Source organism: Sphingomonas sp. ABOLG (genome assembly GCF_003950435.1).
GTDB lineage: Bacteria > Pseudomonadota > Alphaproteobacteria > Sphingomonadales > Sphingomonadaceae > Sphingomonas > Sphingomonas panaciterrae.
In genome coordinates, this window is sequence record NZ_QQWW01000008.1 from 102,269 (window position 1) to 125,753 (window position 23,485).

A 23,485-nucleotide genomic window follows, 5' to 3' on the forward strand; every position below is an offset into this window, starting at 1 on the left:
GTGTGAGCCAGACCGGCGCAGACGTGGTGGCGGCGCGGCATCGCGCGATCCTGGAGACGGCGCGGCATACCGGCAGCGTCGCGGTCGACGCGCTGGCCGAGCAATTGGGCGTCACGCCGCAGACGATCCGCAAAGACCTGAACCTGCTGGCGCGGCGATCCATGCTGGCGCGGGTGCATGGCGGCGCGGTGGTGACGTCGGGCGTCGACAATCTGCGCTATGCCGAGCGGCGGCATGTCGCGGCGGACGTGAAGGACGCGATCGGCGCCGCCGCCGCCGCGCTGGTGCCCGATGGCGCGAGCCTGTTCATCAACATCGGATCGACGACGGAGGCGATCGCGCGCCATCTGGTCGGGCGGCGCGACCTGATGGTGATCACCAACAACCTGAACGTGGTCGACATATTGGCCGACAGCCCGGGCATCGAAGTGATCGCCGCCGGCGGGCGCGTGCGGCCCGGCGACCGCGCGGTGGTGGGCGCGCTGGCGATGGATTTCATCCGCAGCTTCCGCGTCGATTATGCGCTGATCGGCGCATCCGCGATCGAGCGCGACGGCACGTTCCTGGATTTCGATGTGGACGAAGTTCGCGTGTCGCAGACGATCATCGCACAGGCGCGGCAAGTGATCCTGTCGCTCGATTCCTCCAAGCTGGGGCGGCCGGCGCCGGTGCGGATCGGGGACCTTGGCGATATCGACTATCTGGTCACCGACGAGGTAGACGATGAACTCGGCCGGGCATGCGATGCCGCCGATGTGGCGATCGTCGACGTGGAGAAGATGTAGTGGATCGGCTCGATTTCGAGGCAGCGCGCAGCGTGTCGCGGCGCAGGCTGCTGACCGCAGGCATAAGCGGCGGCGCGGCGCTGATCGCCGCGCGCGCGCTGGGCGCCGACGTCGACCTGCGGCTGCCGGGAGGCAATTCCGCGCGGCCGCTGACCAGCGACTTTCCGCAAAAGGGCGAGATGATCCTGCAGCGCGCCCGCCCGGTGCTGCTGGAGACGCCGATGGAGGTGTTCCAGCACAACCTCTTCACGCCCAACGACCGCTTCTACGTGCGCTGGCATTGGAGCGACATGCCGATCAGCATCGACGTCGACCAATATCGCATCTCGATCGGCGGGCATGTCGGGCGGCCGCTGTCGATCTCGCTTGCGCAATTGTTGCGCATGCCGCGGATCGAACTGACGGCGGTGAACCAATGTTCGGGCAATTCGCGCGGATTGTTCGAACCGCGCGTGCCCGGCGCGCAATGGGGCCATGGCGCGATGGGCAATGCCAAGTGGATGGGCGTATCGCTGCGCCATCTGCTCGACCTGGCCGGGGTGCGCGGCGGCGCCGTGGCGGTACGGGTCGGCGCGCTGGACAAGCCGCTGGTCGAGGGGGCGCCGGCGTTCGAGAAGGCGCTGGGGATCGACCATGCGCGCGGCGGCGAGGTGATGCTGGCGTTCGCGATGAACGGCGAGCAGCTGCCGTTGCTGAATGGCTTCCCGGTGCGGCTGGTCGTGCCCGGCTGGTATTCGACCTATTGGATGAAGACGGTGAACACGATCGAGGTGCTGACCGCGCCGGACGACCGGTACTGGATGGCCAAGGCGTACAAGATCCCCGACACGCCGCGCGCGCATGTTGCGCCGGGGACAAAGGATTTCCCGACCGTGCCGATCAACCGGATGAACCCGCGATCCTGGATCACCAGCATCGCCGATGGCGCGAGCTATGGTTATGACCCGGTGCTGCCGGTGGAGGGGATCGCGATGGGCGGCGACCGCGGCGTCGCGCGAGTCGAGATTTCGGGCAACGGCGGGCGCACGTGGGAGCCCGCGGCGCTGGGCCGCGAGGACGATCGTTATGGTTTCCGCCGCTTCACCGCGCGGATCGGCGTGCCACGGCCGGGCCGCGTGCGGGTGATGGCGCGCTGCACCAACACCGCCGGCGAGACTCAGCCGATGGAGGCGAACTGGAACCCCGGCGGCTATATGCGCAACTGCGTTGAGCCGGTGACGGTGGCGCTGACGTGAAGCGCGCACCATCGCTTGCCGCCATCGTCGTCGTCCTGATCGGGGCGAGCCTGTTGGTGCTGATCGCCATCAGCAGCCGCGGCCATCACGCCCCGCCGCCGCCGGCGCCCGCGGTTGCCGAGAACGCCGGGATCAGCGCGGGCGGGGTGACGCTGACCTCCACCAGCGTCGAACTGCCCGATGACGCCGCGACCTTCCCGCCCGGGCCGAACGTCGACCTCGTCAACCAGCGGTGTCTGTCGTGCCATTCGGCAAGCATGGTCCTGACCCAGCCGCGGCTGAAGCCCGAGCAATGGACCGCGATCATCGAGAAGATGCGCGACGCCTATCGCGCGCCGATCGGCGATGGCGAGATTCCGGCGATCACCGATTATCTGGTCGCCCGGCAGCAGACGCCGCCGGCGGCAACAGCCCGCTGATCCCGAGCGGAGGATAAATCGCGGCAAAGTGCATGCTAGCTTGATGTGCCTCAAGCCAGCGGGCGTTTGTTCGTGTATGGTGAAGCATCACTGCCCGATCGTCTGCAGGCGGCAGTGACTGAGAGATATTACGCGCTCCCGCTTGCTCAACGGGAGTTGTGCCATGGTAATCGCGAGCGCGCATGGGCTGGCGCCGTTCATTGATCGACTCGCGCTGAGATCGGTCCTGAGCCCCGGTGAGCAGGACGCGCTGCTGGCGCTGCCGTTCGATGCCATCACCATCGGTGCACGGCGCAATGTCACCCGGCTGGGCGAAATTTCGAGCCACGCGAGTTTTGTCGCCACCGGGCTGGTGGGGCGGTTCGGCCAGACGGCGAGCGGGCAGCGGCAGCTGACCGGGATCCATCTGAGCGGCGACATGGCGGACCTGTTGTCGGTGGTTCGCCCGACCGGCGTCGGCGCGCTGCTGGCGTTGACCGAGACGACGATCCTGCGCGTGCCGCATCGCGCGCTGCGCGCCGCGGCGGCGCGATTCCCCGCCATCGCCGAGGCGTTCTGGCGGCATTGCGCGGTCGATACGGCGACGCTGATGCAATGGCTGCTCAACATCGGGCGCGGTGATGCGGTGGGGCGGCTGGGGCATCTGATGTGCGAGATGGCGATGCGCTTCGGCGGGGAGCGTGAGCACCGGTTGCAGTTCGACCTGCCGCTGACGCAGGAGCGGCTGGCCGATGCGACCGGCATCACGCCGGTGCACGTCAACCGATCGCTGCGCCGCCTGCGCGAATTGAAGCTGATGACGATCTGCCGCAAGCGTGTCGACATCCATGACTGGGACGGTCTGGTCAGCCTGTCGGGCTTCGACCCCAATTATCTGGCGCTGGACATCGGTAACCGGCCCAAGGTGCGCCTGTTGAGCGCGTGATCGCGGGCCGGGGGGCCTGGCGCGTTATGGCTATTGGCCAACGGCTTGGCTGCCCTATGAGGGGCAGTGATGAGCACAGCAACCGACACCGCGCGCCCGACCATTCGTGATGTCGCGCGGTTGGCGGGCGTTTCGATCAAGACCGTGTCGCGGGTCATCAACGACCAGCAATATGTGAGCGCCGAGAAGAAGGCGCGCATCCTTGAGGTGATGGCGGAGACCGGGTTCCAGCCGAGCCATGCGGCGCGCGCACTGGCGGGGCACCGATCGCACCAGATTGCGCTGATCTGCGACAATCCCAATCCCTGGTACATCTACGAAATCCAGCTGGGGGTGCGCGAGCGATGCGCGCGCGACAAGATCCGCATGATCGCCCAGCCCTATGACCGCGCGTCGCCGACGCTGCTGGAGGATATCACCGCGCTGATCGACCAGGCGAGCCCCGACGGGCTGGTGCTGGCGCCGCCGGCCTGCGACGACCAGCGCGTGCTGGACGAACTGAAGCGGCGCGGCATCCCCTTTGCCCGGTTGCAGCCGGGGCTGCGCGTCGAGGAAGGGCCGAGCGCGTCGATCGACAATGACGGCGCGGCGTTCGACATGACCAGCCACCTCCTGACGCTGGGGCACCGGCGGATCGGCTTCATCGTCGGCGACCGCAGCTATGCCGCGTCGGGGCAGCGGCTGGCGGGGCATATCCGCGCGCTGGGCGCGGTCGGCGTCGAGCTGGACATGGCGCTGATCCGGCAGGGGCAGTTCGATTTCGCATCGGGCGAGGCGGCGGCGGATGCGCTGCTGTCGATGGACGCGCCGCCGACCGCGATATTCGCATCGAGCGACGACATGGCGGCGGGCGTGCTGGCGGCGGCGCACCGGCGCGGCATCCGCGTGCCCGATACGCTGACCGTCGCGGGGTTCGACGACGGGCCGACCGCCCGGCTGGTATGGCCGGCGCTGACCACGGTGCGCCAGCCGGTACGCGCGCTGGCCGATGCGGCAACCGACCTGTTGCTGTCGCCACCGGCGGCGGGTGCCGCGCAGCAGCGGCGGCTGCCGCATGAGCTGGTGCTGCGTGGATCGTCCGCGCCGCCGGGCGGCGGCTGATACGAAAACGGCCCCGGATCGCTCCGGGGCCGCGTCGTTTCAGGCGATCGTCAGGTGCGGGATCAGAAGTTGATCCGGCCGGTCACGCCATAATAGCGATCCGCCTCACGCGGGATCTGGTAGCGGTACGAGCCCGACGGGCCGCCATTGGCGATCGCCGCCGCGAAGCTCTGGTCGAACAGGTTGCGCACCTGGAAGGTCAGGCGGAAGCGATCGTCCTGATCGCCGATGCCGGCCGACAGATTGACCAGGCCATAGCCGTCGATCGTCGCGAGGCTGCGCTGCACGGGATCGGGCGAGAACAGCGCGAGCTGCTCGGACTGGTAATTGCCCTGTGCGCCCAGGAACACGTCAACCGCGCCGCCGGTGCGCACGCGATAGTCGATGCCCAGCGAGCCCTTCCACTTCGGCGCGAAGGCGAGCGAGGTGCCCGGTGCGATGACCGCCGTCGGCGGCGCGCCCGGCGCCTGGAAGAAGCGGTCGACGTGCGCATCGGTGTAGGCGACGCCGCCCGAGATCGACAGGTCGTCGATCGGGCGCAGGACGATGTCCGCCTCCACGCCGCGGGTCGACACTTCGCCCGCGTTGGTGAAGCGGGTGACCACCACGCCAGCGACCAGATCCGGGTTGTTGGCCTGGAAATTGTCGTACTTGGCGTAGAAGGCGGCGAGGTTCAGCGTGAGCGCGCCGTTGAACAGCGTGTTCTTGAGGCCGATTTCATAGCTGTCTGACGTTTCCGGCGCGATCACGTTCGTACCGTTCGAGTTCAGGTTGTAGAACACGTTGAACGCCGGGCCCTTGTAGCCGCGCGTCCAGCCGCCATAGGCCACCACATCGCGGCTGACGTCGAACTGCAGCGACGCCTTGCCCGACCAATTGTCATTGGTGGTCTTGCCGCGCCACGGAATGCCGTTCGAGGCGGCCACTGCCTGCGTCTGCGCCGCGCCGGGAGCAACGCCCTGGCCGAGCAGCTGGTTGTAGCGATCGAACACGCCCTGGTCGAAATTCGGATTCACGCCCGGGCCGGCCAGCGTCGTCTGGCGACGATGCCACACGTTGAGCTGGTCGGCGGTGTAGCGCAGCCCGCCGATGAAGCGGAAACGATCGGTGAAGTTGACCGTGAACTGGCTGAAGGCGGCGATGTTCTGGAACACCGAGCCGAAGTTCGCGACGCCGAACGGGTTGGTCGTCGCCGGTGCGCCGGGCGCGCCGCACGGGATCAGCGTCGACGGGACGGTCGCCGCATTGCAGTTCACCACCGCGCGCGAGAAGGTCCGCTCCGACGCAGCGCGCGAATAATAGACGCCCACGACGTAGGAGATGAACTGCTGCGACGGCGAGGTCAGGCGCAGTTCCTGGCTGAACGTATCGCCCGTCTGGGGCCCGAGATCGTGCAGCTGGTTGAAGCCGACATAGGGCGCGGCGAGGAAGTCACCGTCGCGGATCTCGGTGTTGGAATATTCGCGATAGGCGGTGATGCTGGTCACCGTCTGGTTGCCGAGTTCCGTGTCGATCTGCAGCGAGGCGCCGTAGCTTTCCTCTTCGGTGCGCGTGATCAGATTCTGGTTGATCCGGCGCGTCTCATTGCCCTGCGGCGTCGGCAGGACCGAGAAGATCGGGCTGGTGATCGGCTGACCAGCCGCGTTGAGCGCGCCGGTGCCGATGACCTCGGCGCAGCAATCGTCGTTGTTCTTGCGATAATCGGCGATGAAGGCGACGGTGGTCGCGTCGCTCGGCATCCACTTCAGCTGGACGCGGCCGCCGACATGCTCATAGCCATTGACGCGGCGGCCGTCGAAGGCGTCGTTGCGGATGTTGCCGTCGAAGCGGCTGTAGAAGCCGGTGACGCGCGACAGCAGGTTTTCGGTGATCGGCACGTTCAGCGCGCCGCGAATGCGCGCCTCGTCACCCCCGGTGAAATAGCTGCCCTCAAGATAGCCGCCGAAGTCGCGCGTCGGCTGCTTCGTGACGATGTTGATGACGCCGGCCGAGGCATTCTTGCCGAACAGCGTGCCCTGCGGCCCGCGCAGCACTTCCATCCGCTCCACGTCGACGAGATCGCCGAACGCTTCGGCGGTGCGGGCGAGGACGACGCCATCGACCACGGCCGAGACCGACGGTTCGCCCGCGATCGAGAAGGTGGTGGTGCCGACGCCGCGCAGGAACAGCGACTGGTTGAGCGTGGTGCCCGACTTCAGGATGTTGAGCGCGGGGACCAGCGTGGTCGCGCCCTCGAGACCCGGCGAGCCGGTGTTGGCGAGCGCCTCACCGCCGACGACCGACACGGCGAGCGGCACGTCCTGCAGACGCTCGCTACGCTTTTGCGCGGTGACAACGATGTCGCCGTTCGAGACGCCCGAGGCATCGTCCGATTCGGCCGCGACGCCGGGCGCCGGGGGCGTTTCCTGTGCGGTTGCGGGTGCGGCTGCCTGCCCCTCGGGCGACATGGCCTGCGCCGACGCACCCTGCGCCGCGACAGCGAAAGCTGCGCTGGCCGCAAGTAAAAGCGCCTTGTTTGAAAAACTTACCATTACCCTCTCCTACCCCAAACCAGTCATGCGCCGCGAATTCCGCGGCCCCATCGCTTTATCCCCCTAGTAGATGGAGATTGGCGTGGCGACCCCGAATTCGGCGACGTTCCATTTGACTGCTTCCCTGTACGCCGGATCCTACGTATAAGACAACGGTGTCTTATTTGCCTTCTCCCGCTCGCTCCGTCGCCCTGGGTGACACTGGCCTAACCATCAGCACCATCGCCTGGGGCATGTGGCGTTTCCGCGGCACCGACGTCGCCGCCGCCCGCGCACTGGTCGAGGCGGCGTTCGACGCCGGCGTGACGCTGTTCGACACCGCCGACATCTATGGCCCGGACAATGACGAGGATTTCGGCGCCGCCGAGGCGCTGCTGGGGCGCGTCTTCGCCGAGGCACCGGCATTGCGCGACAAGATGGTGCTGGCGTCCAAGGGCGGCATCCGCATGGGCGTGCCGTATGATTCGAGCGCGATCTATCTGGCGGAGGCGATCGACGCGTCGCTGAGCCGGCTGGGCTGCGAGAAGATCGACCTGTATCAGATCCACCGCCCGGACCTGCTGGCGCATCCGCAGGAAGTGGCGCGCGCGCTGGACGATGCGCGTGTCGCGGGCAAGATCAGCGCGATCGGCGTGTCGAACCATACGCCAAGCCAGACCGCGGCGCTGGCCGAATATCTGACCGTGCCGGTCGTCAGCCATCAGCCGGAATTCTCGGCATTGGCGATCAAGCCGCTGTTCGACGGCCTGTTCGACCAGGCAATGCAGCGTGGCATGGCGGTGCTGGCCTGGTCGCCGTTGGGCGGCGGTCGCCTGGCCGATCCGACGGACGAGCGCGCGCGCGCCGTCGCCGCATTGCTCGATGTGAAGGCGCATGAAGCGGGCGTCGATCGCGCCGCCGCCGCCTATAGCTGGATCATGGCGCACCCAGCGCGCCCGATCCCGATCGTCGGCACGCAGAATGTGTCGCGGATCGCGACGATCCCCGACGCCTACAAACCACAATGGACGCGCGAGGAATGGTACGCCGTCCTTCAAGCCAGCATGGGAGAGCGTTTGCCGTGACCGGTTCGACCAATAAACAGTGCGAAGTCAGCTGGTTTTCGGCGCTGTGCGATGACGATTACGAGTTTCTCGGCGTTCCCGATCCCAAGCTGAAGTCGAGCTGGGAGCATTGCCGCGACATCGTGCTTCAGGCCGAGAGCGGCGGGTTCGACAATATTCTGCTGCCGTCGGGCTATGCGCTGGGCATCGACACGACCGCCTTTGCCGCGGCGATCGCGACGATGGTGAAGCGTATCCGGCTGCTGATGGCGGTGCGCATCGGCGAAAGCTGGCCGCCGCAGCTGGCGCGCCAGATCGCGACGATCGACCGCATCCTGGGCGGGCGGCTGACGGTCAACATCATCTCCTCCGACCTGCCGGGCGAGACGCTGGCGTCCGCGCCGCGCTATGCTCGCACGCTGGAGGCGATGCAGATCCTCAAGACCATGCTGAACGGCGAGCCGCTGGACCACCAGGGCGAGTTCTGGAAGCTGAAGCTGGACCCGCCGGCGGTCACCACCGTGTCGGGCAAGTGCCCGCCGCTGTATTTCGGTGGCCTGTCGCCGGATGCGCGCGAGACCGCGGCGCAGGGCGCCGACGTGTACCTCATGTGGCCCGACAAGCGGGAAGCGGTGCAGTCGATCATCGACGACATGACCGCGCGCGCCGCCAAGCACGGCCGCACGCTGAAGTTCGGGTATCGCGCGCATGTCATCGTGCGCGAGACCGAGAGCGAGGCGCGTGCCGCCGCCGATCGCCTGCTGTCCAAGCTGGATGCGGCGCAGGGCGAGGCGATCCGCAACAAGTCGCTCGACACCCAGTCGACCGGCGTCGCGGCACAGGCCGCGCTGCGCGAGAATGCCAGCGACGACGGCTATGCCGAGGACAACCTGTGGACCGGCGTCGGCCGGGCGCGCTCGGGCTGCGGCGCGGCGATCGTCGGTGATCCCGACCAGGTGCTCGCCAAGCTTCGCATGTACCAGGACATGGGGATCGAGGCGTTCATCCTGTCGGGCTATCCGCATGCCGCGGAGGCCGATTTGTTCGCGCGCCATGTGCTTCCCAAGCTGCAGCACGGCCCGCTGACGCTGTAACAACCTTCCCCGGAGGCTTTTGAATGACGGTGACGCTTCGCCCCGCGGAGAGCGGTTTCGATATCTTCGCGGGCGAGGCGCTGGTCATTCGCCACCGCGCCGACGCGCCTGCGCTGTTCGTCGGTGCGGGGCGGCCGCTGGTCGACATGTACCGCGGCAATTACTTCCTGGAGGACCGCGTCGACGAGCGGATCGCGCTGCGCGAGGCGAGCGTCGCTGGCGACACCGTCACGCTGTCCGCCGGTGGGCGCGCGCTGCTGACGCTGACGTTGCGTGACGATGCGCTGCATCTGGAAGCGCTCGATCCGGCGCTCAACCGCCTGTGGCTCAACATGGTCGGTGCGGCGGGCGAGCGGCTGTGGGGCGGCGGCGAGCAGATGTCCTATGTCGACATGGCCGGGCGCCGCTTCCCGATGTGGACATCGGAGCCCGGCGTCGGGCGCGACAAGTCCACGCTGCTGACTTTCCAGTGCGATCGCGACCACCGATCGGGCGGGGATTATTGGAATACCAATTATCCGCAGCCGACGTACCTCTCGTCGCGGCGCTATGCGCTGCATGTCGATACCACGGCCTATAGCTGCTTCGACTTCCGGGACGCGGACGCGCCAGCGATCGAGGTGTGGGAGATCCCGGCGCGGATCGAGCTGTTCGCCGCGACGCGCTTCGCCGATCTGGTGACGCAGCTTTCGACCCGCTTCGGGCGGCAACCGCTGCTGCCCGAATGGGCCTATGCGGGCGCGATCCTGGGGCTGAAGGACGGCGCCAACAGCTTCGACCGGATGGAGAAGATCATCGCGGCGGGCGCGGTCGTCACTGGCCTGTGGTGCGAGGATTGGGTCGGGCTTCGCGTCACCAGTTTCGGCAAGCGGCTGTTCTGGGACTGGAAGGCGAACGAGGCGCGCTATCCGCATCTGCGCCAGAAGATCGCCGAGCTGAACGAACGCGGCATTCGCTTTCTTGGCTATGTGAACCCGTATCTGGCGGTCGACGGATCGCTGTATGTCGAGGCGGCGGAGGCGGGGTATCTCGCGCTGAAGCTCGACGCCGATGAGCCGTATCTGGTCGATTTCGGCGAATTTGATTGCGGGATCGTCGATTTCACCAATCCCGCCGCCGCCGACTGGTTCGCCGATCGCGTGATCGGGCGCGAGATGCTGGATTTCGGGCTGTCGGGCTGGATGGCCGATTTCGGCGAGTACCTCCCCACCGACGTTCGCCTGTTCGACGGCACCGACGGGATGCTGGCGCACAATGCCTGGCCGACGATCTGGGCCGAGGTGAATGCGCGCGCGATCGCCTCGCGCGGGAAGACGGGCGATGCGCTGTTCTTCATGCGCGCCGGGTTCAGCGGCGTGGGCGCATATTGCCCGCTGCTGTGGGCCGGCGACCAGAGCGTCGATTTCACGCGGCATGACGGGATCGGCACGGTGATCCGAGGGGCGCTGTCCTCCGGCCTGGTTGGCAATGCCTATCACCACAGCGATCTGGGCGGATACACCAGCCTGTACGACAATGTCCGCACCGCCGAGCTGCTGATGCGGTGGAGCGAGTTGTCGGCATTCTCGCCGATCATGCGCAGCCATGAGGGCAATCGGCCCGACACAAACCTTCAGCTGGATGGCGACGCCGAGGTGCTGGCGCATTTCGTCGCCATGACGAAGGTTCATGCCGCGCTGGTACCTTATGTCGCGGAACTGTGCCGCGAGGCGGCAGCGACTGGCCTGCCGCTGCAACGGCCGCTGTTCCTCGATTATGAGGATGATGCCGGCTGCTGGGGCGTAGAGACGCAATTCGCTTATGGCCGCGACCTGATCGTCGCGCCGGTGATTGAGGCGGGTGCGGCGCGGTGGAGCGCCTATCTGCCGGCCGGGGCGGAATGGCACCACGTCTGGTCGGGCGAGACCTTCGCCGGCGGCGACACGGTGGAAGTGGCGGCGCCGATCGGACAGCCGCCGGTATTCTACCGCACCGACAGCGCGCATGCCGCGCTGTTCGCCGGACTTGCCACGCTCTAACATGATCCGCGCGACCAAGGAGGCGCGGGCGTGACGCGCTATGCATCATTGCCGCTGGCAGCGGACCTGTACAACGACCTGGAGCCATCGCCCAAGAGCAGCTGGCGCGACCTGCTGCCGGGGCTGACGGTCGCGGTGCTGGCGACGATGGCGGCGGCGTTCGTCGCCGACCATTATGGCGCGCCGCTGACGCTGATGGCGCTGCTGATCGGGCTGGCGCTCAACTTCATCGGTGCTGATCCGCGCATGGGACCGGGGCTGGGGTTCGCGTCCAAGACGCTGCTGCGGCTGGGCATCGTGCTGGCCGGCGCCCGCATCACCGTGGGGCAGATCATCGACCTTGGGCCGCTGACGCTGCTGGCGGTGCTGGTGATCCTGCTGGCGACGCTGGGCGCGGGGATCGCGTTTGCGCGCGCGGCGGGCCTCGGCAGCGCATTCGGCACGCTGGCGGGCGGCGCGGTGGCGATCTGCGGCGCGTCCGCCGCAATGGCGCTGGCGACGACGTTGGGCGAGCGGCGCGCGAACCAGGCGCAGCTGGCGCTGGTGCTGGTGGGCATTTCCGCCGCCAGCGCCGCCGCGATGTTCCTGTATCCGATACTGGCGCACCAATTGGGGCTGAACGACCGGCAGGCGGGGTTCATGCTGGGCGCGTCGATCCATGACGTCGCGCAGGCGATCGGCGCCGGCTACAGCTTCTCCGACGAGGCGGGCCAGGTGGCGGCGATCGTCAAGCTGACGCGGGTCGCGCTGCTCGCCCCGGTGCTGGCGCTGGTGGCCGCGTTCTTCCGGTCCGAGGACGGCAAGAAGACCGGCATCCCCCTGCCGTGGTTCGTGGTCGGTTTCTTCGTATTCGCCGGGATCAACTCGCTGGGCGTGATCCCGACGATGGTCAGCAACGGGGCGCAGGATGTCGCCACCGCGTGCCTGGCGTGCGCGGTCGCCGCGACCGGCATCCGCGCACCGATGAGCTCGCTGCTAGAAACCGGGTTCAAGCCGCTGCTGGTGATCATCCTTGCCTCGCTGGTCGCGCTGGCGCTGTCGCTGGGCGGGGCGCTGATCCTGCTTTAATCGCTGGCGTCAGGCGGGGGCCTTCAGCCACGCGAAGGCCTGACGCAGCTGTTCGGTCCCGCGCCCGCGGAAAATGTCGCCGTGCGCGAACACCACGGCCTCCGGAGCGAGCGCGATCATCCGGTCGACCTGCGCCCGCACCTCGCCGGCATGGCCGCGCAGGGCGGCGCGGGCGTGCAGTGCGCTGGTGCCGCTGGTCGCCTTCACCGCGCGCATCAGCGGGGCGGTGACGGGGCCGAGTTTCTGCGGATCGAGATTCTCGATGAGGTCGGTCAGCACCAGCGTGCGGCTCGGCTTGTGGAAGAACCATGCCTCCTGAAAGCCGCCGCTACCGGTGACCAGCCCCTGTTCGATGTCGCCGGCCCATGCGGGGGGAGCAGATTGCCCCAGATCGCTGTCGATGCGCAGTTTCGCGCTACGCACCTGCGCACGATCACGCAGCACTGGCACCGCCCAGGTGGTCGCATCGGGATAGGCCGCCTGCCATTCAGGAAGGAACGTCCAGTGCGCCATGCTGGGCGCGACCAAGTGACGGATCGGGCCGAGGTCGCGTAGCGCGCGGGCCAGCGCGGGCGTATATTGCGTGGGCGAATGAAGGACGAGGCCGCCGTCAGCGAGACGAAGCACCGTCATGCGGATCGGCAATTGCATCCCCATCGCGTTGATCGGGCCGCTGTCGACGATCCACAGCCCCTCACCCAGCGGCTTGGGCACGTCGAGCGGCGGATAGGCGATGGCGTTCCTGTCGCGGGGCGCGCCGCGCGTGAGGTACAATGCCGCGCCGATCGCTGCCGCGCCGACGCCCAGCAGAAGCGTCCGTCCGTGTCGCCGTTCGGCCATGTTCCATCTCCCGTATCGATCGGTGCCGGCAGCCGGCCGCATCCCGGCAGGAGGCCCCTGCCCTTTCGGTCAGGAAGCGCCGGAGCGGCCCGCAGGTTCCGCCTGATGCCGCGCGACGAGCTCTGCGCGCAAGACAGGCTTCAGCGTCTTGCCGCTGGCGTTGCGCGGGAACTCCTCGCGCCGGACATCGATGCGCACGGGCACCTTGAAGGGCGCGAGGAGGCGCGCGGCATAAGCGATCAGCTCCTCCTCGGTGACGTCAGCGCCGGGGCGAAGCTGCACCAGCGCGCCGACTTCCTCGCCCAGGATGCGGTGCGGCAGGCCGACGACGGCGGCGTCCATGACATGCGGATGGGCGACCAGGACATCCTCGATCTCCACGCAATAGACGTTCTCGCCGCCGCGGATCAGCATGTCCTTGGCCCGGTCGAGGAGATAGACGAAACCTTCCTCGTCGATGCGGCAGATGTCGCCGGTGTGATACCAGCCGTCGGTGAAGGTTTCGGCGGTCGCCTCCGGCTTGTTCCAATAGCCGACGACCACATTGGGGCCGCGGATCCACAATTCGCCGGCCTGCCCGCGCGGCAGCTCCTGCCCGTCCGTACCCACCACCTTCACGTCGCAGACCGGGACGGCGAGGCCGACGCTGTCGGGGCGGCGGAGGTAATCCTCCGCGCTGTTGCCGATCGACACCGATGACGTTTCGGTCGCACCATAGCCCTGGCCCGGCTTGAACCACGGAAACAGCTCAGCGAATTTCAGCGTCAGTTCGGGGGCAATCGCGGCGCCGCCATAGCCGTAGCTGTCGAGGCTGGAGAGATCACGGCGGGTGAAATCGGGGGATTCGAGCACCTGCCACACCATGGCGGGAACGCCGGTGGTGGAATTCACCCGCTCTGCCTCGACCAGTTCCAGGAAGCGTTCGGGGTGCCATTTGTGCATCAGCACCAGCTTCGCGCCCGCCATGACGGTGGGGATCAGCATCGAATTGGTGCCGGTGACGTGGAAGAGCGGGACCGGGAGCAGGTTCACCCGCTGGGGCGCGGCAGGATCGGGCTCCGGCAGAGAATCGCCGCGGCGGATGGTGGCGCGGGCGTTGTTGAAGGCGATCGAGATGACGTTGGTGAGGACGTTGCGGTGGGTGCCGAGCGCGCCCTTCGGCCGCCCGGTGGTGCCGCTGGTATAGAGGATGGTGGCGGGGTCATCGGTGTGGAGGCCGGGATCGGGCATGGGATCGTCGGGGAGGTCGGCGTAACGATCGCGCGGGCCGATCAGATGGTCGAGCGGGATCGCGCCGGTGCCGTGATCGGTGTCACTGCGCACCGAGATAAGTCCGTCGAGCGCGAGATCAGCCACGAAAGGCGCGAGGCGTTCGAGCCGGTCGGCATCGACGATCGCGACGCGCGCACCCGAATCGGTGATGCCATAGGCGAGCTCGTCCCCCAGCCCCCAGGCGTTGAGCGGCGTGACGACGGCGCCGATCGAGACGCCGGCCCAGAAGGCGAGCGACCATTCGGGAAGGTTGCGCATCGCGATGACCAGCCGGTCGCCCTTGCGCACCCCGAAGCGATCGTGGAGCACGCGCCCGAGTTGCCCGGCGGCGCGGAAATGCGCGCCATAGCTTTGCCGTTCGCCCTCATAGATGATGAATTCACGGTCGCCCCAGCCGCGACCGAGATCGAACACCTGCCGCAGGTCGTTGAGCGCGTTGGCATAGGTGCGCAGCGGCACGCCGCGGATGACCTCCTCACGCATTTCGAACGGGGCGCCGGGGGCGGTCAGCGTGCGGTAGGTTTCCTCAAGGGAGACTGCCGGCCAGTTTCCGACGACCGGCGCGGCGGCAGCGCGCTTATCCATATGCTCATCCTCTCGCCTCGCCGGTAAGCCGGCTGTTTTAGAATGAGTGTTGGATCGGAGCCGCGGGGGCAAGGCCAAAAGCATCGCCCCCGCGCGAACCGGCTGCTGTCGCGATCAGAAGCGGACCCGGCCGGTCACGCCGTAAAGGCGCGGCTGGCCGATGAACGCGCCATAAGTGCCGCTTTGCAGCGGCTGATCGACGATCACCTGATAATAGTTGGAGTTGGTGAGGTTCTGCGCCCAGACCTCAAGCGACCAGGCCTCGTTGGTCGGTTCGATCCCGACACGGGCGTTGAGCAAGGCGAACGGCTGCTGCACCTTCAACGGATCGAGGTTGGAGCCGGTATTGTAGCTCGACGTCCATTTGAGCGACGCGGACGACAGGAAGTTGAGATCCGAGGTCATCGGCTGTTTCGACGTGAAGCCGCCGGTGACGTTCCACTTCGCCGCATAGGGCAGCTGGTTGCCCGACAGGCGCGTCAGGTTCGGCAGCGGCGGGGGAAAGTCGCCGAACTTCGTATCGGCATAGGTCGCGCCGGCGTTCAGCGTCAGGCCCTGGATGCCGGTGTTGAAGAGAAGGTCGAGGTCGACGCCCTTCGACGTCACCTTTGGGATCGAGGTCACGACGAAGCTGACCCCGGTGTAGGTGTTGAGCTGGAAGTCCGTGTACGTCTGGTAGAAAGCAGCGATGTTGGCGAGCAGCCGCTGGCCGAGCCAGCTCGTCTTGGTGCCGATTTCGTAGCTTTCGACCTTTTCGGTGGCAAAGGACGTGTCGGGATTGATGACGCCGATCGCGGTGCGGGCGCGATCGAGGTTGAAGCCGCCCGATTTGAAGCCGTTGGCGTAGGAGCCATAGGCCATGACGGTGGGCGAGAAGCGATATTGCAGCTTGGCCGAGCCGGCCCAGCGGTTTTCCGGGCGGCGCTGCTGCGTCGTCACATCGTTGAACGCGACATCCGAGGTGGGCGAGCAGAGCGCGGTGATCGCCGCCGCCGGGAGCCGGCGCGCGAGGGCGGCGGCGCAGGCGTTGGCGGGCGAGGTGTTGGTGTAGTGCGAGGTCGTGCGCTTGACCTCGTCAGTGTAGCGGATGCCCAGCGTCAGATCGAGACCATCGGCGATCGTGAAGGTATTGTCGGTGAAGACCGCGAAGGACGAGGCGCGGTGGCGGTGGAAATCGCGCTGGCCGGTGTTGGGCACGAAATTGCTGCCCGCGGCGATACCGGTGAGCGCCGAGACCGCATTGGGATTGGTGCCCCCGGACAGCAGCAGGCCGAAATAGCGTTCGTAATCGCTGCCGAAGAAGGTGTTCTGGCGCGCTTCCAACCGCTCGTCGGCGTAGAAGACGCCGAGGATCGAGTTGATCCTCTCGCTGTTATAGGCGAGCCGCGCCTCCTGCGAGAACACCTTGAACTGGTTCGAATTGCCGTCCGAGCCCCGATACCAGATGTCGGCGGAGGAATAGTCGATGTCGACGCCGCTGTTCGACTTGTAATAGCGATAGGCGGTGATCGAGGTGAGGCTGAGCGCGTCGCTCAATTCCCAGTCGAGCTGGCCCGAGACGCCGCGGTCGCGGATGCGGAAATCGGTTGGGCGGTTGGCGTAGGTGATGCGGTCGAACGGCTTGCCGTTGCGCAGCGTACCGGCGTCCGGCGCGAGCGCATCGACGAAGGCGGCGGTCGGCCCGGCGATGCTGGGCGCGTTGACGCAGCAATCCTCGTCGCGTTCGGACCAGTCGCCGATCAGCCGGATGTCGACCCGGTCGGTCGGGCGGATGAGCAGCTGGGCACGTACCGTCCAGTTGTTTTCATTGTCGGCGCGCGTGCTGGTGCGCGGGCCGGCGCCGGTGCGCACCTTCCAGAAGCCGTCGCGTTCGCGCTTCAACGCGAAGATGCGGCCCGCGACGGTATCGCCGATCAGCCCGCCGGTCGCCGCGCCGGACACGGTCCAGGCGTTGTAATTGCCGTAGCTGCCGACGAATTCGGCCGATGGATTGAAGCTGGGCGAGGCGGAAATCACGTTGATGACGCCGGCCGACATGTTCTTGCCGAACAGGGTCGATTGCGGGCCCTTCAGCACCTCCACCCGCTCAAGTTCGCCCAGGTCGCCGAAGGCGACGCCGCTGCGTGCGCGATAGACGCCGTCGACGATCGTGCCGACCGAGCTTTCGAGGCCGGGATTGTCGCCAACCGTGCCGACGCCGCGGATACGGATCGAGGTTTGCGCGGGCGAGGTGGAGGAGGTGACGTTGAGGCCGGGGGTGATCGTCTGGAGATCCTTGACGTCGCGCACGCCGGCATTTTCGAGCTGCTGCTGGTTAAGCACAGACACCACGACGGGCACGTCCTGCAACCGCTGTTCGCGCTTTTGCGCGGTGACGATGATCTCACCGTCGTCCGCCTGTGGGCTGCGCGTGGCGTCGGCCGTGCTGGTGGCGGGCACCGGTGCGACGGGATCATTTGCCGGATTGGCGCTGGCCGAGGCGGCTTCCTGCGCCGCCGCGCTGACCGAGACGGTCGATATCGCCAGCGCAAGGATGGACGCGGTAGAACGCAACATCACATTTTCCTCCCATAAAGACGTGCGGCGCGTGTCACGCCGTTCTCGTTCTTTGCCGGTCGCAGAACCGGCATGTTCTTGTACGATCGGAAAGGGTGCGGCGGACCTGCCACTTGTGCCAGGGTGATGGCGCGGGAGGGATGCGCGCCGCCCGGGCGCTTGAGAGATCGCGCCAAATCCTTATATACTAAGCGTTATGGAATCGATCACCGCACCGGCCGCCGCGAAGGGACGCCCGCGCGAGTTCTGCGTCGACGAGGCGCTGAGCAAGGCGCTCGGCGTGTTCTGGGCCAAGGGCTATGAGGGCGCGTCGATGGCCGACCTCACCGAGGCGATGGGAATCACAAAGCCCAGCCTGTACGCGGCATTCGGCAACAAGGAAGCGCTGTTTCACAAGGCGCTGGACCTCTACGAGGCGGAGAAGCTGGCCTATACCCGCGAGGCGCTGGAGCAGCCGACCGCGCGCGCGGTGGCCGAGCATTTCATGCGCGGCGCAATCGATGCGCAGACCAGCAAGTGCGATCCGAAGGGGTGCCTGGGGGTAATCAGCGCAACCGCGTGCGGCGCGGAGGCGGAATCGATCAAGGCCGACGTGATCCAGCGGCGCGCCTCGTCGCAGGCGGCGCTGGTTGAACGGTTTCGCCAGGCCAAGCGCGACGGCGACCTGCCCGACCATGTCGATCCCGAGGCGCTGACGTCGTACCTCTACGCGATCCTGCAGGGCATGGCGGTGCAGGCCGGATCGGGCGCGAGCCGTGCGGAGCTGGAACGCGTGGTCGAGACCAGCCTGATGATGTGGCCGACCGCCTGAGCCAGGCGCCGGTGCGGGGCTGAAGCCCGCCGCTTCCCTTGTCATTCCGGGGGCCACACCCGTTCTTTTGCACGGCGAATTGCAGCCGACGCGATTTCTGATCGTGCGCAAAGCCGCCAACGTCCTCTATCATTGTCGGCGCGGCCCCCGTTGGGCCGTAGCCCGGCGATGCTGAGAGGATGATCGGCTTGATTACATTGGAAGCGGTTTCGCTGCCCCGCAAACCGCGCTGGTATTCGCACCTTTACGTCCAGGTGCTGATCGCGATCACCGCGGGCGTGCTGCTGGGCCATTTCGCGCCCGCCACCGGCGAGGCGATGAAGCCGATCGGCGATGGCTTCATCAAGCTGGTGAAGATGATCATCGTGCCGGTGATCTTCCTGACGATCGTCACCGGGATCGCCGGGATGCGCGACCTGAGCGCGGTCGGGCGGGTGGCGGGCAAGGCGTTCGCCTATTTCCTGTTCTTTTCCACGCTGGCGCTGATCGTCGGGTTGATCGTCGCCAATGTCGTGCGCCCGGGCGCGGGGCTCAACATCGATCCTGCGACGCTCGACCCCTCGAGGGTCGCGACCTATTCGGAACAGGCGCACGAGACGACGCTGACTGGGTTCCTGATGAGCATCATCCCCGACACGTTCCTGTCGGCGCTGACCGACGGCAACATCCTGCAGACCTTGTTCGTCGCGATCCTGGTCGGCATCGGGCTGGCGATGATCGGCGAGCGCGGCAACCGGCTGCTCGTCGCGCTGAACGACGTGTCGCTTGCGGTGTTCAAGATCGTCGCGATCCTGATGAAAGCGGCGCCGGTCGGCGCGTTCGGCGCCATGGCGTTCACCATCGGGCGCTATGGCGTGGGAACGCTGGCCAATCTCGCCGCGCTGGTCGGCACCTTCTATCTGACGTCGTTGCTGTTCGTCATCGTGGTGCTGGGCGCGGTGGCGCGGCTGTGCGGCTTTTCGATCTTTCGCCTGATCGCGTACCTCAAGGCCGAGTTGCTGCTGGTGCTGGGCACGTCATCGTCGGAGAGCGCTCTGCCCTCGCTGATCGAGAAGATGGAGCGGGCGGGCTGCCCCAAGACGGTCGTCGGCCTGGTCGTGCCGACCGGCTATTCGTTCAACCTGGACGGCACCAACATCTACATGACGCTCGCCGCGCTGTTCATCGCGCAGGCGTGCAACGTCGAGCTGACGCTGGGGCAGCAATTGCTGTTGCTGGGCGTGGCGATGCTGTCGTCGAAGGGCGCGGCGGGGGTGACGGGTGCCGGCTTCATCACGCTGGCCGCGACACTGTCGATCGTGCCCGACGTGCCGATCGCGGGCATGGCGCTGATCCTGGGTGTCGACCGGTTCATGTCGGAATGCCGCAGCCTGACGAACTTCATCGGCAATGCCGTGGCGACGATCGTGGTCGCGCGCTGGGAGGGGCGGCTGGATCGCGAGCAGCTCGACGCGGCGCTGTCCGGCCGGGCGGTGCCGATCGACGAGCAGCCGGCCGGGGCAGTGCCGGCCGGGTGAAGCGCGGTCAGTGCGCAGGGAGCGGCTGCACCGCGCGGCGGATCACGTCGGCATAGCCGCGCGAGATGCACTGGAAACCGTCGTAATAGCCGCGCGCCACCAGCAGCCGGTGCATCGCGCGCAGCCGATAGGGCGGCACACCCGCCGCGAGATGGTGTTCGAGATGGAAGTGAACGTCGTTGGGGGCAACGAACAGCTTCTCCCACCAGCGCGCGACGGTCGTGGAGGTGTTGCGGCGCGGGTCGAGATCGCTGCGCTCCTCCGCCACGCCATGCTCGCCGATCTGGCGGAGGCGAACGATCGCGGGATAGACGAACAATTGCGCCGCCCACCACAGCCCATAGGCCCACCAGCCGCCGGCGAGCGCAAGCGCGGTGAACAGGGCGAGGTGGAACGCGACCCACGGCCATTGCTCCGCCAGCCGGAACGTCTTCAGCTCGCGCGCCAGATCCCGAACGCCGGTGCGCCCGGTCAGGTCGCGCACGAACTTGCGGCGCAGCGAGGCACGGGTGACGGGGTAGGCGCGGACGAAGCCGATGTCGGGATCCTGCGGCGTGCCGGCGAAGCGATGATGCTTCAGATGGTAGCTGCGGTATTTCGCCAGCGACGTGTTCATCGGATAGCCCGCCAGCCACTGGCCCGCGATCTCGTTCGCACGGCGCGAGGCGAACAGCGCATGGTGGGCGCAATCATGAACAATGATGCCAAGCCCGAGCTGGCGCCCGGCGAGCAGCAGGACGGCAAGCACGATCGTCAGCGGATTGGGCCAGGCGATCGCCAGCACAAAGGCGAACGCGATGATCGCCCAATTAACCGCGATCGTCCAGGCGCCGCGCAGGTTGGACGGTCGCATCAGCGCCGCCAGTTCATCCTTGCTGAGAAAATCGGTGATCGGTGCGGGCTTCATGCGTAGGCTCCCCGAATGACCGGACAACTTGTAACGCATAATGACGGCGTGAGTCAATTTTCGTTACAAGACTGGCGAGCCCCCTTGTCCGGGCGATCGCTGGCACTGGGGTTCCTATCAGCGGTGCGGCGCCCGATGCGGGTCGCCGAGCTGGTGCGGCGCGGCGAGGTAATGGGCCTGGATGGCGGCGCGATGCGCGTGGCGCTGGGCCGTCTGTGCCGCGAGGGCACGGTGCAGCAGGTCGAACGCGGGCTGTACGCGATCGGTCCCGGCGGCAAGGCGCTCGACGAGCGGGCACGTGGCTGGGCGAGCGCGGAAACGCGCGTGCGGGACTGGGACGGGCGATGGCTGATCGTGCTGGTCGACCATCTGGGTCGCAGCGACCGTCGCCGGCTGCGCGAACGCGAACGGGCGCTGACGCTCCATGGCCTGGCGCGGACGCCGTCGGGCGCCTGGGTGCGGCCACACAATCTGGCCGATCCGATGCCGCAGCTTGCCCGGCAGCTTCATGCGATCGGGCTCGACCGCGAGGCGACGATCATCGGCGACGCATGTTCGAGTGATGACTCAGCCTGGAAGGCGCTGTGGCCGCGCGACGCGATCGAGGCGGGGTATCGCCATTGGATCGGCGAGATGGACGCCAGCGCCGCGCGGCTGCCGACGATGACCGCCGACGGGGCGGCGCGCGAGACATTGCTGCTTGGCCAATCGGTGATCCGCGCGATCAATCGTGATCCGATGCTGCCCTCCGCCCTGATCGACACCGGGCTGCGCGCGGCGATGATCGATGCGATGCGGCATTATGATGCGGTGGGCAAAGCCGCCTGGGACCAGGTGGCATAGAGTCTGCACGGGCCCGAAGGACCTCGTGAGCGCCGCCATGAAGAATAAGCGGGGGCGGTCGAAGTAGCCGCCAAGTTGATCCAAGTTGCTCAGAAAGTTTGGCAAAGCGCCTGGCACTGACGCGACCATCCGCCCGCTCGTTTGTTGGAGGCAACAGGCAGGGGCTTCCTTGCCGGGGAATGGAGGATCAACGGAACAATTGCGGGCCGCCGCCCCAGCGCGAGGGACAAAATAGGTGTCCGGAAGCGCAAGTCGGTGAGGCGCGCATCGCTAGACCAACGACGACACCCGCGCTTCACGCCTCGGACCGCTCGCAGCACCTGCGCAAGGAAGCGTCGGCCGGCCCTTCTGCCGAACCTTGTCGCGACAGGCACGCACGATCCCCATCGCCCGTGACGCACAACAGGAGAGAATGATGATGAAGACATTTGGTCTTACCATGGCGATGGCGCTGGCCGGAACCGCGTTGCCAGCAATGGCGCAAACCCCGCCCCCGCCGCCCCCGCCCGAAGCGAAGACCCAGGCCGCGCCCTATGTGATGGCGGCGGGCAAGAGCGACCTCTACGAAATCAATTCAAGCAAGATCGCGCTGGAGAAGGCGCAGCGGCCAGAAGTGAAACGCTATGCCCAGATGCTGATCGATCACCATCAGACCACCACGGCAGCGACCATGGCCGCCGCGCGCAAGGCCGGGATGACCCCGCCACCCCCGGCACTCGATGCCGGTGTGACCGCGTCGCTGGCCGAATTGCAGAATGCGGCGCCGGGCGATTTCGACCGCCTGTACCTGGCGCAGCAGGTGCCCGCGCACCAGGCCGCGCTTGACCTGCACCGCAGCTATGGCACCGGCGGCGACCAGCCGGCGCTGCGTTCCTCCGCCAACAAGGCCGTGCCCGTCGTGCGCCAGCACCTGACCGACGCGCAGCGCATGATGAAAGCGACCGCGAAGTCCGGTAGCATGTAAGTCATGACCCGCGCGCGGCGGTGATCGCCGCGCGTGACCGGGGGGGCGTTGCGGCGCGGCGCCCTCCCCTTGCACATGGGCAAACCCTTATGCGGATCCATCACCTGAATTGCGGCACCGATTGTCCGGTGGGTGGCGCGCTGTACGACGGGCGCAGCCTGGGCGTTCACGGCACGCTCGTCTGCCATTGCCTGTTGATCGAAACCGATGCTCACGGCCTGGTGCTGGTGGATACCGGCTATGGCCTGAACGATGTGCACCATCCGCATGAACACGGGCGGATCCGCATCCCGCGGCCGTGGCGCGCGATGCTGAACATCAAGCTGCGCGAGGAAGATACCGCGATCCGGCAGGTCGAGGCGATGGGTTTTCGCCCCAGCGACGTGCGGCACATCATCGTCACGCACCTCGATTTCGACCATGCCGGCGGGCTGGACGACTTTCCCGCGGCGACCGTGCACGTGATGCAGCGCGAGTTCGACGATGCGACGACGGCGCACGATGCCTTTGTCGCGCGCAACCGCTGGCGCACGCCGCAGCTCAACGATGTGCGTAACTGGCGCCGGTACAGCTCGGCCGGGGAGCCGTGGTTCGGGTTCGATGCGGTGCGCGACCTGCCCGGGCTGCCGCCCGAGATCCTGATGATCCCGCTACCCGGCCACACCTGGGGCCATGCCGGCGTCGCGGTGCAGCGCGATGACGGGCGCTGGCTGCTGCACGCGGGCGACGCCTATTTCTATCGCGGCGAGATGCGTACCGCGCGGCGGCGATGCACGCCGGGGCTGCGCGCCTATCAGCGGCTGATGGAGGTCAGCGCGGAGCATCGCCTAGGCAATCAGGACCGGCTGCGCGCGCTATCGCTGGAACGCCGCGGGGACGTATCGATCGCCTGCGCGCACGATCCGGTCGAACTGGAGCGCTGCCAGGCGGGCCGCCCGCTGTAGTAGCCCAGCGGACGGCGACAAGCGGAC

Annotated in this window: 19 protein-coding genes; 14 read left to right on the top strand and 5 right to left on the bottom strand. The window is 67.3% G+C overall.

Going from position 1 to position 23,485, the window contains the following annotated elements:
• The first annotated feature begins 2 nt into the window (after window positions 1-2).
• The 5 genes from CA236_RS11120 (at window position 3) to CA236_RS11140 (ending at window position 4,465) form a co-directional block, all read left to right on the top strand.
• Window positions 3-785 (top strand): DeoR/GlpR family DNA-binding transcription regulator, encoded by a 783-nt coding sequence (locus tag CA236_RS11120; RefSeq protein WP_241212615.1) that lies wholly within the window; start codon window positions 3-5, stop codon window positions 783-785.
• A complete protein-coding gene (locus CA236_RS11125; RefSeq protein WP_125945639.1) occupies window positions 785-2,020 on the top strand; it encodes a molybdopterin-dependent oxidoreductase in 1,236 nt (411 codons plus the stop codon). Before CA236_RS11120 ends, CA236_RS11125 begins: the two co-directional genes overlap by 1 nt.
• Entirely contained in the window at window positions 2,017-2,439 is a 423-nt protein-coding gene (locus CA236_RS11130) for a cytochrome c (RefSeq protein ID WP_125945640.1), read from the top strand. The genes CA236_RS11125 and CA236_RS11130 overlap by 4 nt, the downstream gene beginning before the upstream one ends.
• Before the next feature lie 163 nt (window positions 2,440-2,602).
• The gene (locus CA236_RS11135) at window positions 2,603-3,364 is read left to right on the top strand and encodes a Crp/Fnr family transcriptional regulator (protein WP_125945641.1); all 762 of its coding nucleotides are present in this window, start codon (window positions 2,603-2,605) and stop codon (window positions 3,362-3,364) included.
• A gap of 69 nt (window positions 3,365-3,433) precedes the next feature.
• Entirely contained in the window at window positions 3,434-4,465 is a 1,032-nt protein-coding gene (locus tag CA236_RS11140; protein ID WP_125945642.1) for a LacI family DNA-binding transcriptional regulator, read from the top strand.
• Window positions 4,466-4,527: 62 nt separating this feature from the next.
• On the opposite strand, the gene CA236_RS11145 is transcribed toward CA236_RS11140, so the two are convergent.
• On the bottom strand, window positions 4,528-6,996 hold the full coding sequence (locus CA236_RS11145; RefSeq protein WP_241212616.1) for a TonB-dependent receptor: 2,469 nt from the start codon (window positions 6,994-6,996) through the stop codon (window positions 4,528-4,530).
• Window positions 6,997-7,229: 233 nt separating this feature from the next.
• Between CA236_RS11145 and CA236_RS11150 the strand changes: the two genes are divergently transcribed.
• From CA236_RS11150 to CA236_RS11165, 4 genes are read left to right on the top strand one after another with little or no spacing between them, the layout of a single operon-like run.
• Entirely contained in the window at window positions 7,230-8,060 is an 831-nt protein-coding gene (locus CA236_RS11150) for an aldo/keto reductase (protein ID WP_125945643.1), read from the top strand.
• On the top strand, window positions 8,057-9,133 hold the full coding sequence (locus CA236_RS11155; protein WP_241212617.1) for an LLM class flavin-dependent oxidoreductase: 1,077 nt from the start codon (window positions 8,057-8,059) through the stop codon (window positions 9,131-9,133). The genes CA236_RS11150 and CA236_RS11155 overlap by 4 nt, the downstream gene beginning before the upstream one ends.
• 23 nt (window positions 9,134-9,156) lie before the next feature.
• Window positions 9,157-11,151: an alpha-glucosidase gene (locus tag CA236_RS11160; protein ID WP_125945645.1), complete on the top strand. Its 1,995-nt coding sequence runs from the start codon at window positions 9,157-9,159 to the stop codon at window positions 11,149-11,151.
• Between the two features lie 30 nt (window positions 11,152-11,181).
• Entirely contained in the window at window positions 11,182-12,219 is a 1,038-nt protein-coding gene (locus tag CA236_RS11165; protein ID WP_241212618.1) for a putative sulfate exporter family transporter, read from the top strand.
• 9 nt (window positions 12,220-12,228) lie between these two features.
• On the opposite strand, the gene CA236_RS11170 is transcribed toward CA236_RS11165, so the two are convergent.
• From CA236_RS11170 to CA236_RS11180, 3 genes are all read right to left on the bottom strand, one after another.
• Complete coding sequence (locus tag CA236_RS11170) at window positions 12,229-13,059, bottom strand: DUF4336 domain-containing protein (RefSeq protein WP_125945646.1); 831 nt, start codon at window positions 13,057-13,059, stop codon at window positions 12,229-12,231.
• A 69-nt stretch (window positions 13,060-13,128) separates the two neighbouring features.
• The gene (locus CA236_RS11175) at window positions 13,129-14,916 is read right to left on the bottom strand and encodes a class I adenylate-forming enzyme family protein (RefSeq protein WP_125945647.1); all 1,788 of its coding nucleotides are present in this window, start codon (window positions 14,914-14,916) and stop codon (window positions 13,129-13,131) included.
• Window positions 14,917-15,030: 114 nt separating this feature from the next.
• Window positions 15,031-17,472 carry a TonB-dependent receptor gene (locus CA236_RS11180; protein WP_125945648.1) on the bottom strand — a complete coding sequence of 814 codons (2,442 nt, stop codon included), beginning with the start codon at window positions 17,470-17,472 and terminating at the stop codon, window positions 15,031-15,033.
• Between the two features lie 196 nt (window positions 17,473-17,668).
• Between CA236_RS11180 and CA236_RS11185 the strand changes: the two genes are divergently transcribed.
• Both CA236_RS11185 and CA236_RS11190 read left to right on the top strand, forming a co-directional pair.
• Complete coding sequence (locus CA236_RS11185) at window positions 17,669-18,283, top strand: TetR/AcrR family transcriptional regulator (RefSeq protein ID WP_046408189.1); 615 nt, start codon at window positions 17,669-17,671, stop codon at window positions 18,281-18,283.
• Between the two features lie 179 nt (window positions 18,284-18,462).
• Window positions 18,463-19,800, top strand: a complete 1,338-nt coding sequence (locus CA236_RS11190) for a dicarboxylate/amino acid:cation symporter (protein WP_125945649.1) — start codon at window positions 18,463-18,465, stop codon at window positions 19,798-19,800.
• Between the two features lie 7 nt (window positions 19,801-19,807).
• Here the strand turns inward: CA236_RS11190 and CA236_RS11195 are convergent, their stop codons facing one another.
• Window positions 19,808-20,707, bottom strand: coding sequence for a fatty acid desaturase family protein (locus tag CA236_RS11195; RefSeq protein WP_125945650.1), 900 nt, complete (start codon window positions 20,705-20,707; stop codon window positions 19,808-19,810).
• Between the two features lie 135 nt (window positions 20,708-20,842).
• Here CA236_RS11195 and CA236_RS11200 point away from each other — a divergent pair, with 135 nt between their 5' ends.
• The 3 genes from CA236_RS11200 to CA236_RS11210 all read left to right on the top strand — a co-directional run bounded on the left by CA236_RS11200 (window position 20,843) and on the right by CA236_RS11210 (window position 23,458).
• Window positions 20,843-21,550 (top strand): PaaX, encoded by a 708-nt coding sequence (locus CA236_RS11200; protein ID WP_125945651.1) that lies wholly within the window; start codon window positions 20,843-20,845, stop codon window positions 21,548-21,550.
• 418 nt (window positions 21,551-21,968) lie between these two features.
• Window positions 21,969-22,514, top strand: a complete 546-nt coding sequence (locus CA236_RS11205) for a DUF4142 domain-containing protein (protein ID WP_052742470.1) — start codon at window positions 21,969-21,971, stop codon at window positions 22,512-22,514.
• Between the two features lie 89 nt (window positions 22,515-22,603).
• A complete protein-coding gene (locus CA236_RS11210) occupies window positions 22,604-23,458 on the top strand; it encodes an MBL fold metallo-hydrolase (RefSeq protein WP_125945652.1) in 855 nt (284 codons plus the stop codon).
• The last annotated feature ends 27 nt before the right edge of the window (window positions 23,459-23,485 follow it).

Coding starts and splice junctions, on each gene's coding strand:
- CA236_RS11140 (WP_125945642.1), top strand. CDS start 3,434: ATGAGCACAGCAACCGACACCGCGCGCCCGACCATTCGTGATGTCGCG.
- CA236_RS11195 (WP_125945650.1), bottom strand. CDS start 20,707: ATGAAGCCCGCACCGATCACCGATTTTCTCAGCAAGGATGAACTGGCG.
- CA236_RS11135 (WP_125945641.1), top strand. CDS start 2,603: ATGGTAATCGCGAGCGCGCATGGGCTGGCGCCGTTCATTGATCGACTC.
- CA236_RS11200 (WP_125945651.1), top strand. CDS start 20,843: ATGCGGGTCGCCGAGCTGGTGCGGCGCGGCGAGGTAATGGGCCTGGAT.
- CA236_RS11150 (WP_125945643.1), top strand. CDS start 7,230: ATGTGGCGTTTCCGCGGCACCGACGTCGCCGCCGCCCGCGCACTGGTC.
- CA236_RS11185 (WP_046408189.1), top strand. CDS start 17,669: ATGGAATCGATCACCGCACCGGCCGCCGCGAAGGGACGCCCGCGCGAG.
- CA236_RS11210 (WP_125945652.1), top strand. CDS start 22,604: ATGCGGATCCATCACCTGAATTGCGGCACCGATTGTCCGGTGGGTGGC.
- CA236_RS11145 (WP_241212616.1), bottom strand. CDS start 6,996: ATGGTAAGTTTTTCAAACAAGGCGCTTTTACTTGCGGCCAGCGCAGCT.
- CA236_RS11190 (WP_125945649.1), top strand. CDS start 18,463: ATGATCGGCTTGATTACATTGGAAGCGGTTTCGCTGCCCCGCAAACCG.
- CA236_RS11170 (WP_125945646.1), bottom strand. CDS start 13,059: ATGGCCGAACGGCGACACGGACGGACGCTTCTGCTGGGCGTCGGCGCG.
- CA236_RS11175 (WP_125945647.1), bottom strand. CDS start 14,916: ATGGATAAGCGCGCTGCCGCCGCGCCGGTCGTCGGAAACTGGCCGGCA.
- CA236_RS11205 (WP_052742470.1), top strand. CDS start 21,969: ATGAAGACATTTGGTCTTACCATGGCGATGGCGCTGGCCGGAACCGCG.
- CA236_RS11180 (WP_125945648.1), bottom strand. CDS start 17,472: ATGTTGCGTTCTACCGCGTCCATCCTTGCGCTGGCGATATCGACCGTC.
- CA236_RS11160 (WP_125945645.1), top strand. CDS start 9,157: ATGACGGTGACGCTTCGCCCCGCGGAGAGCGGTTTCGATATCTTCGCG.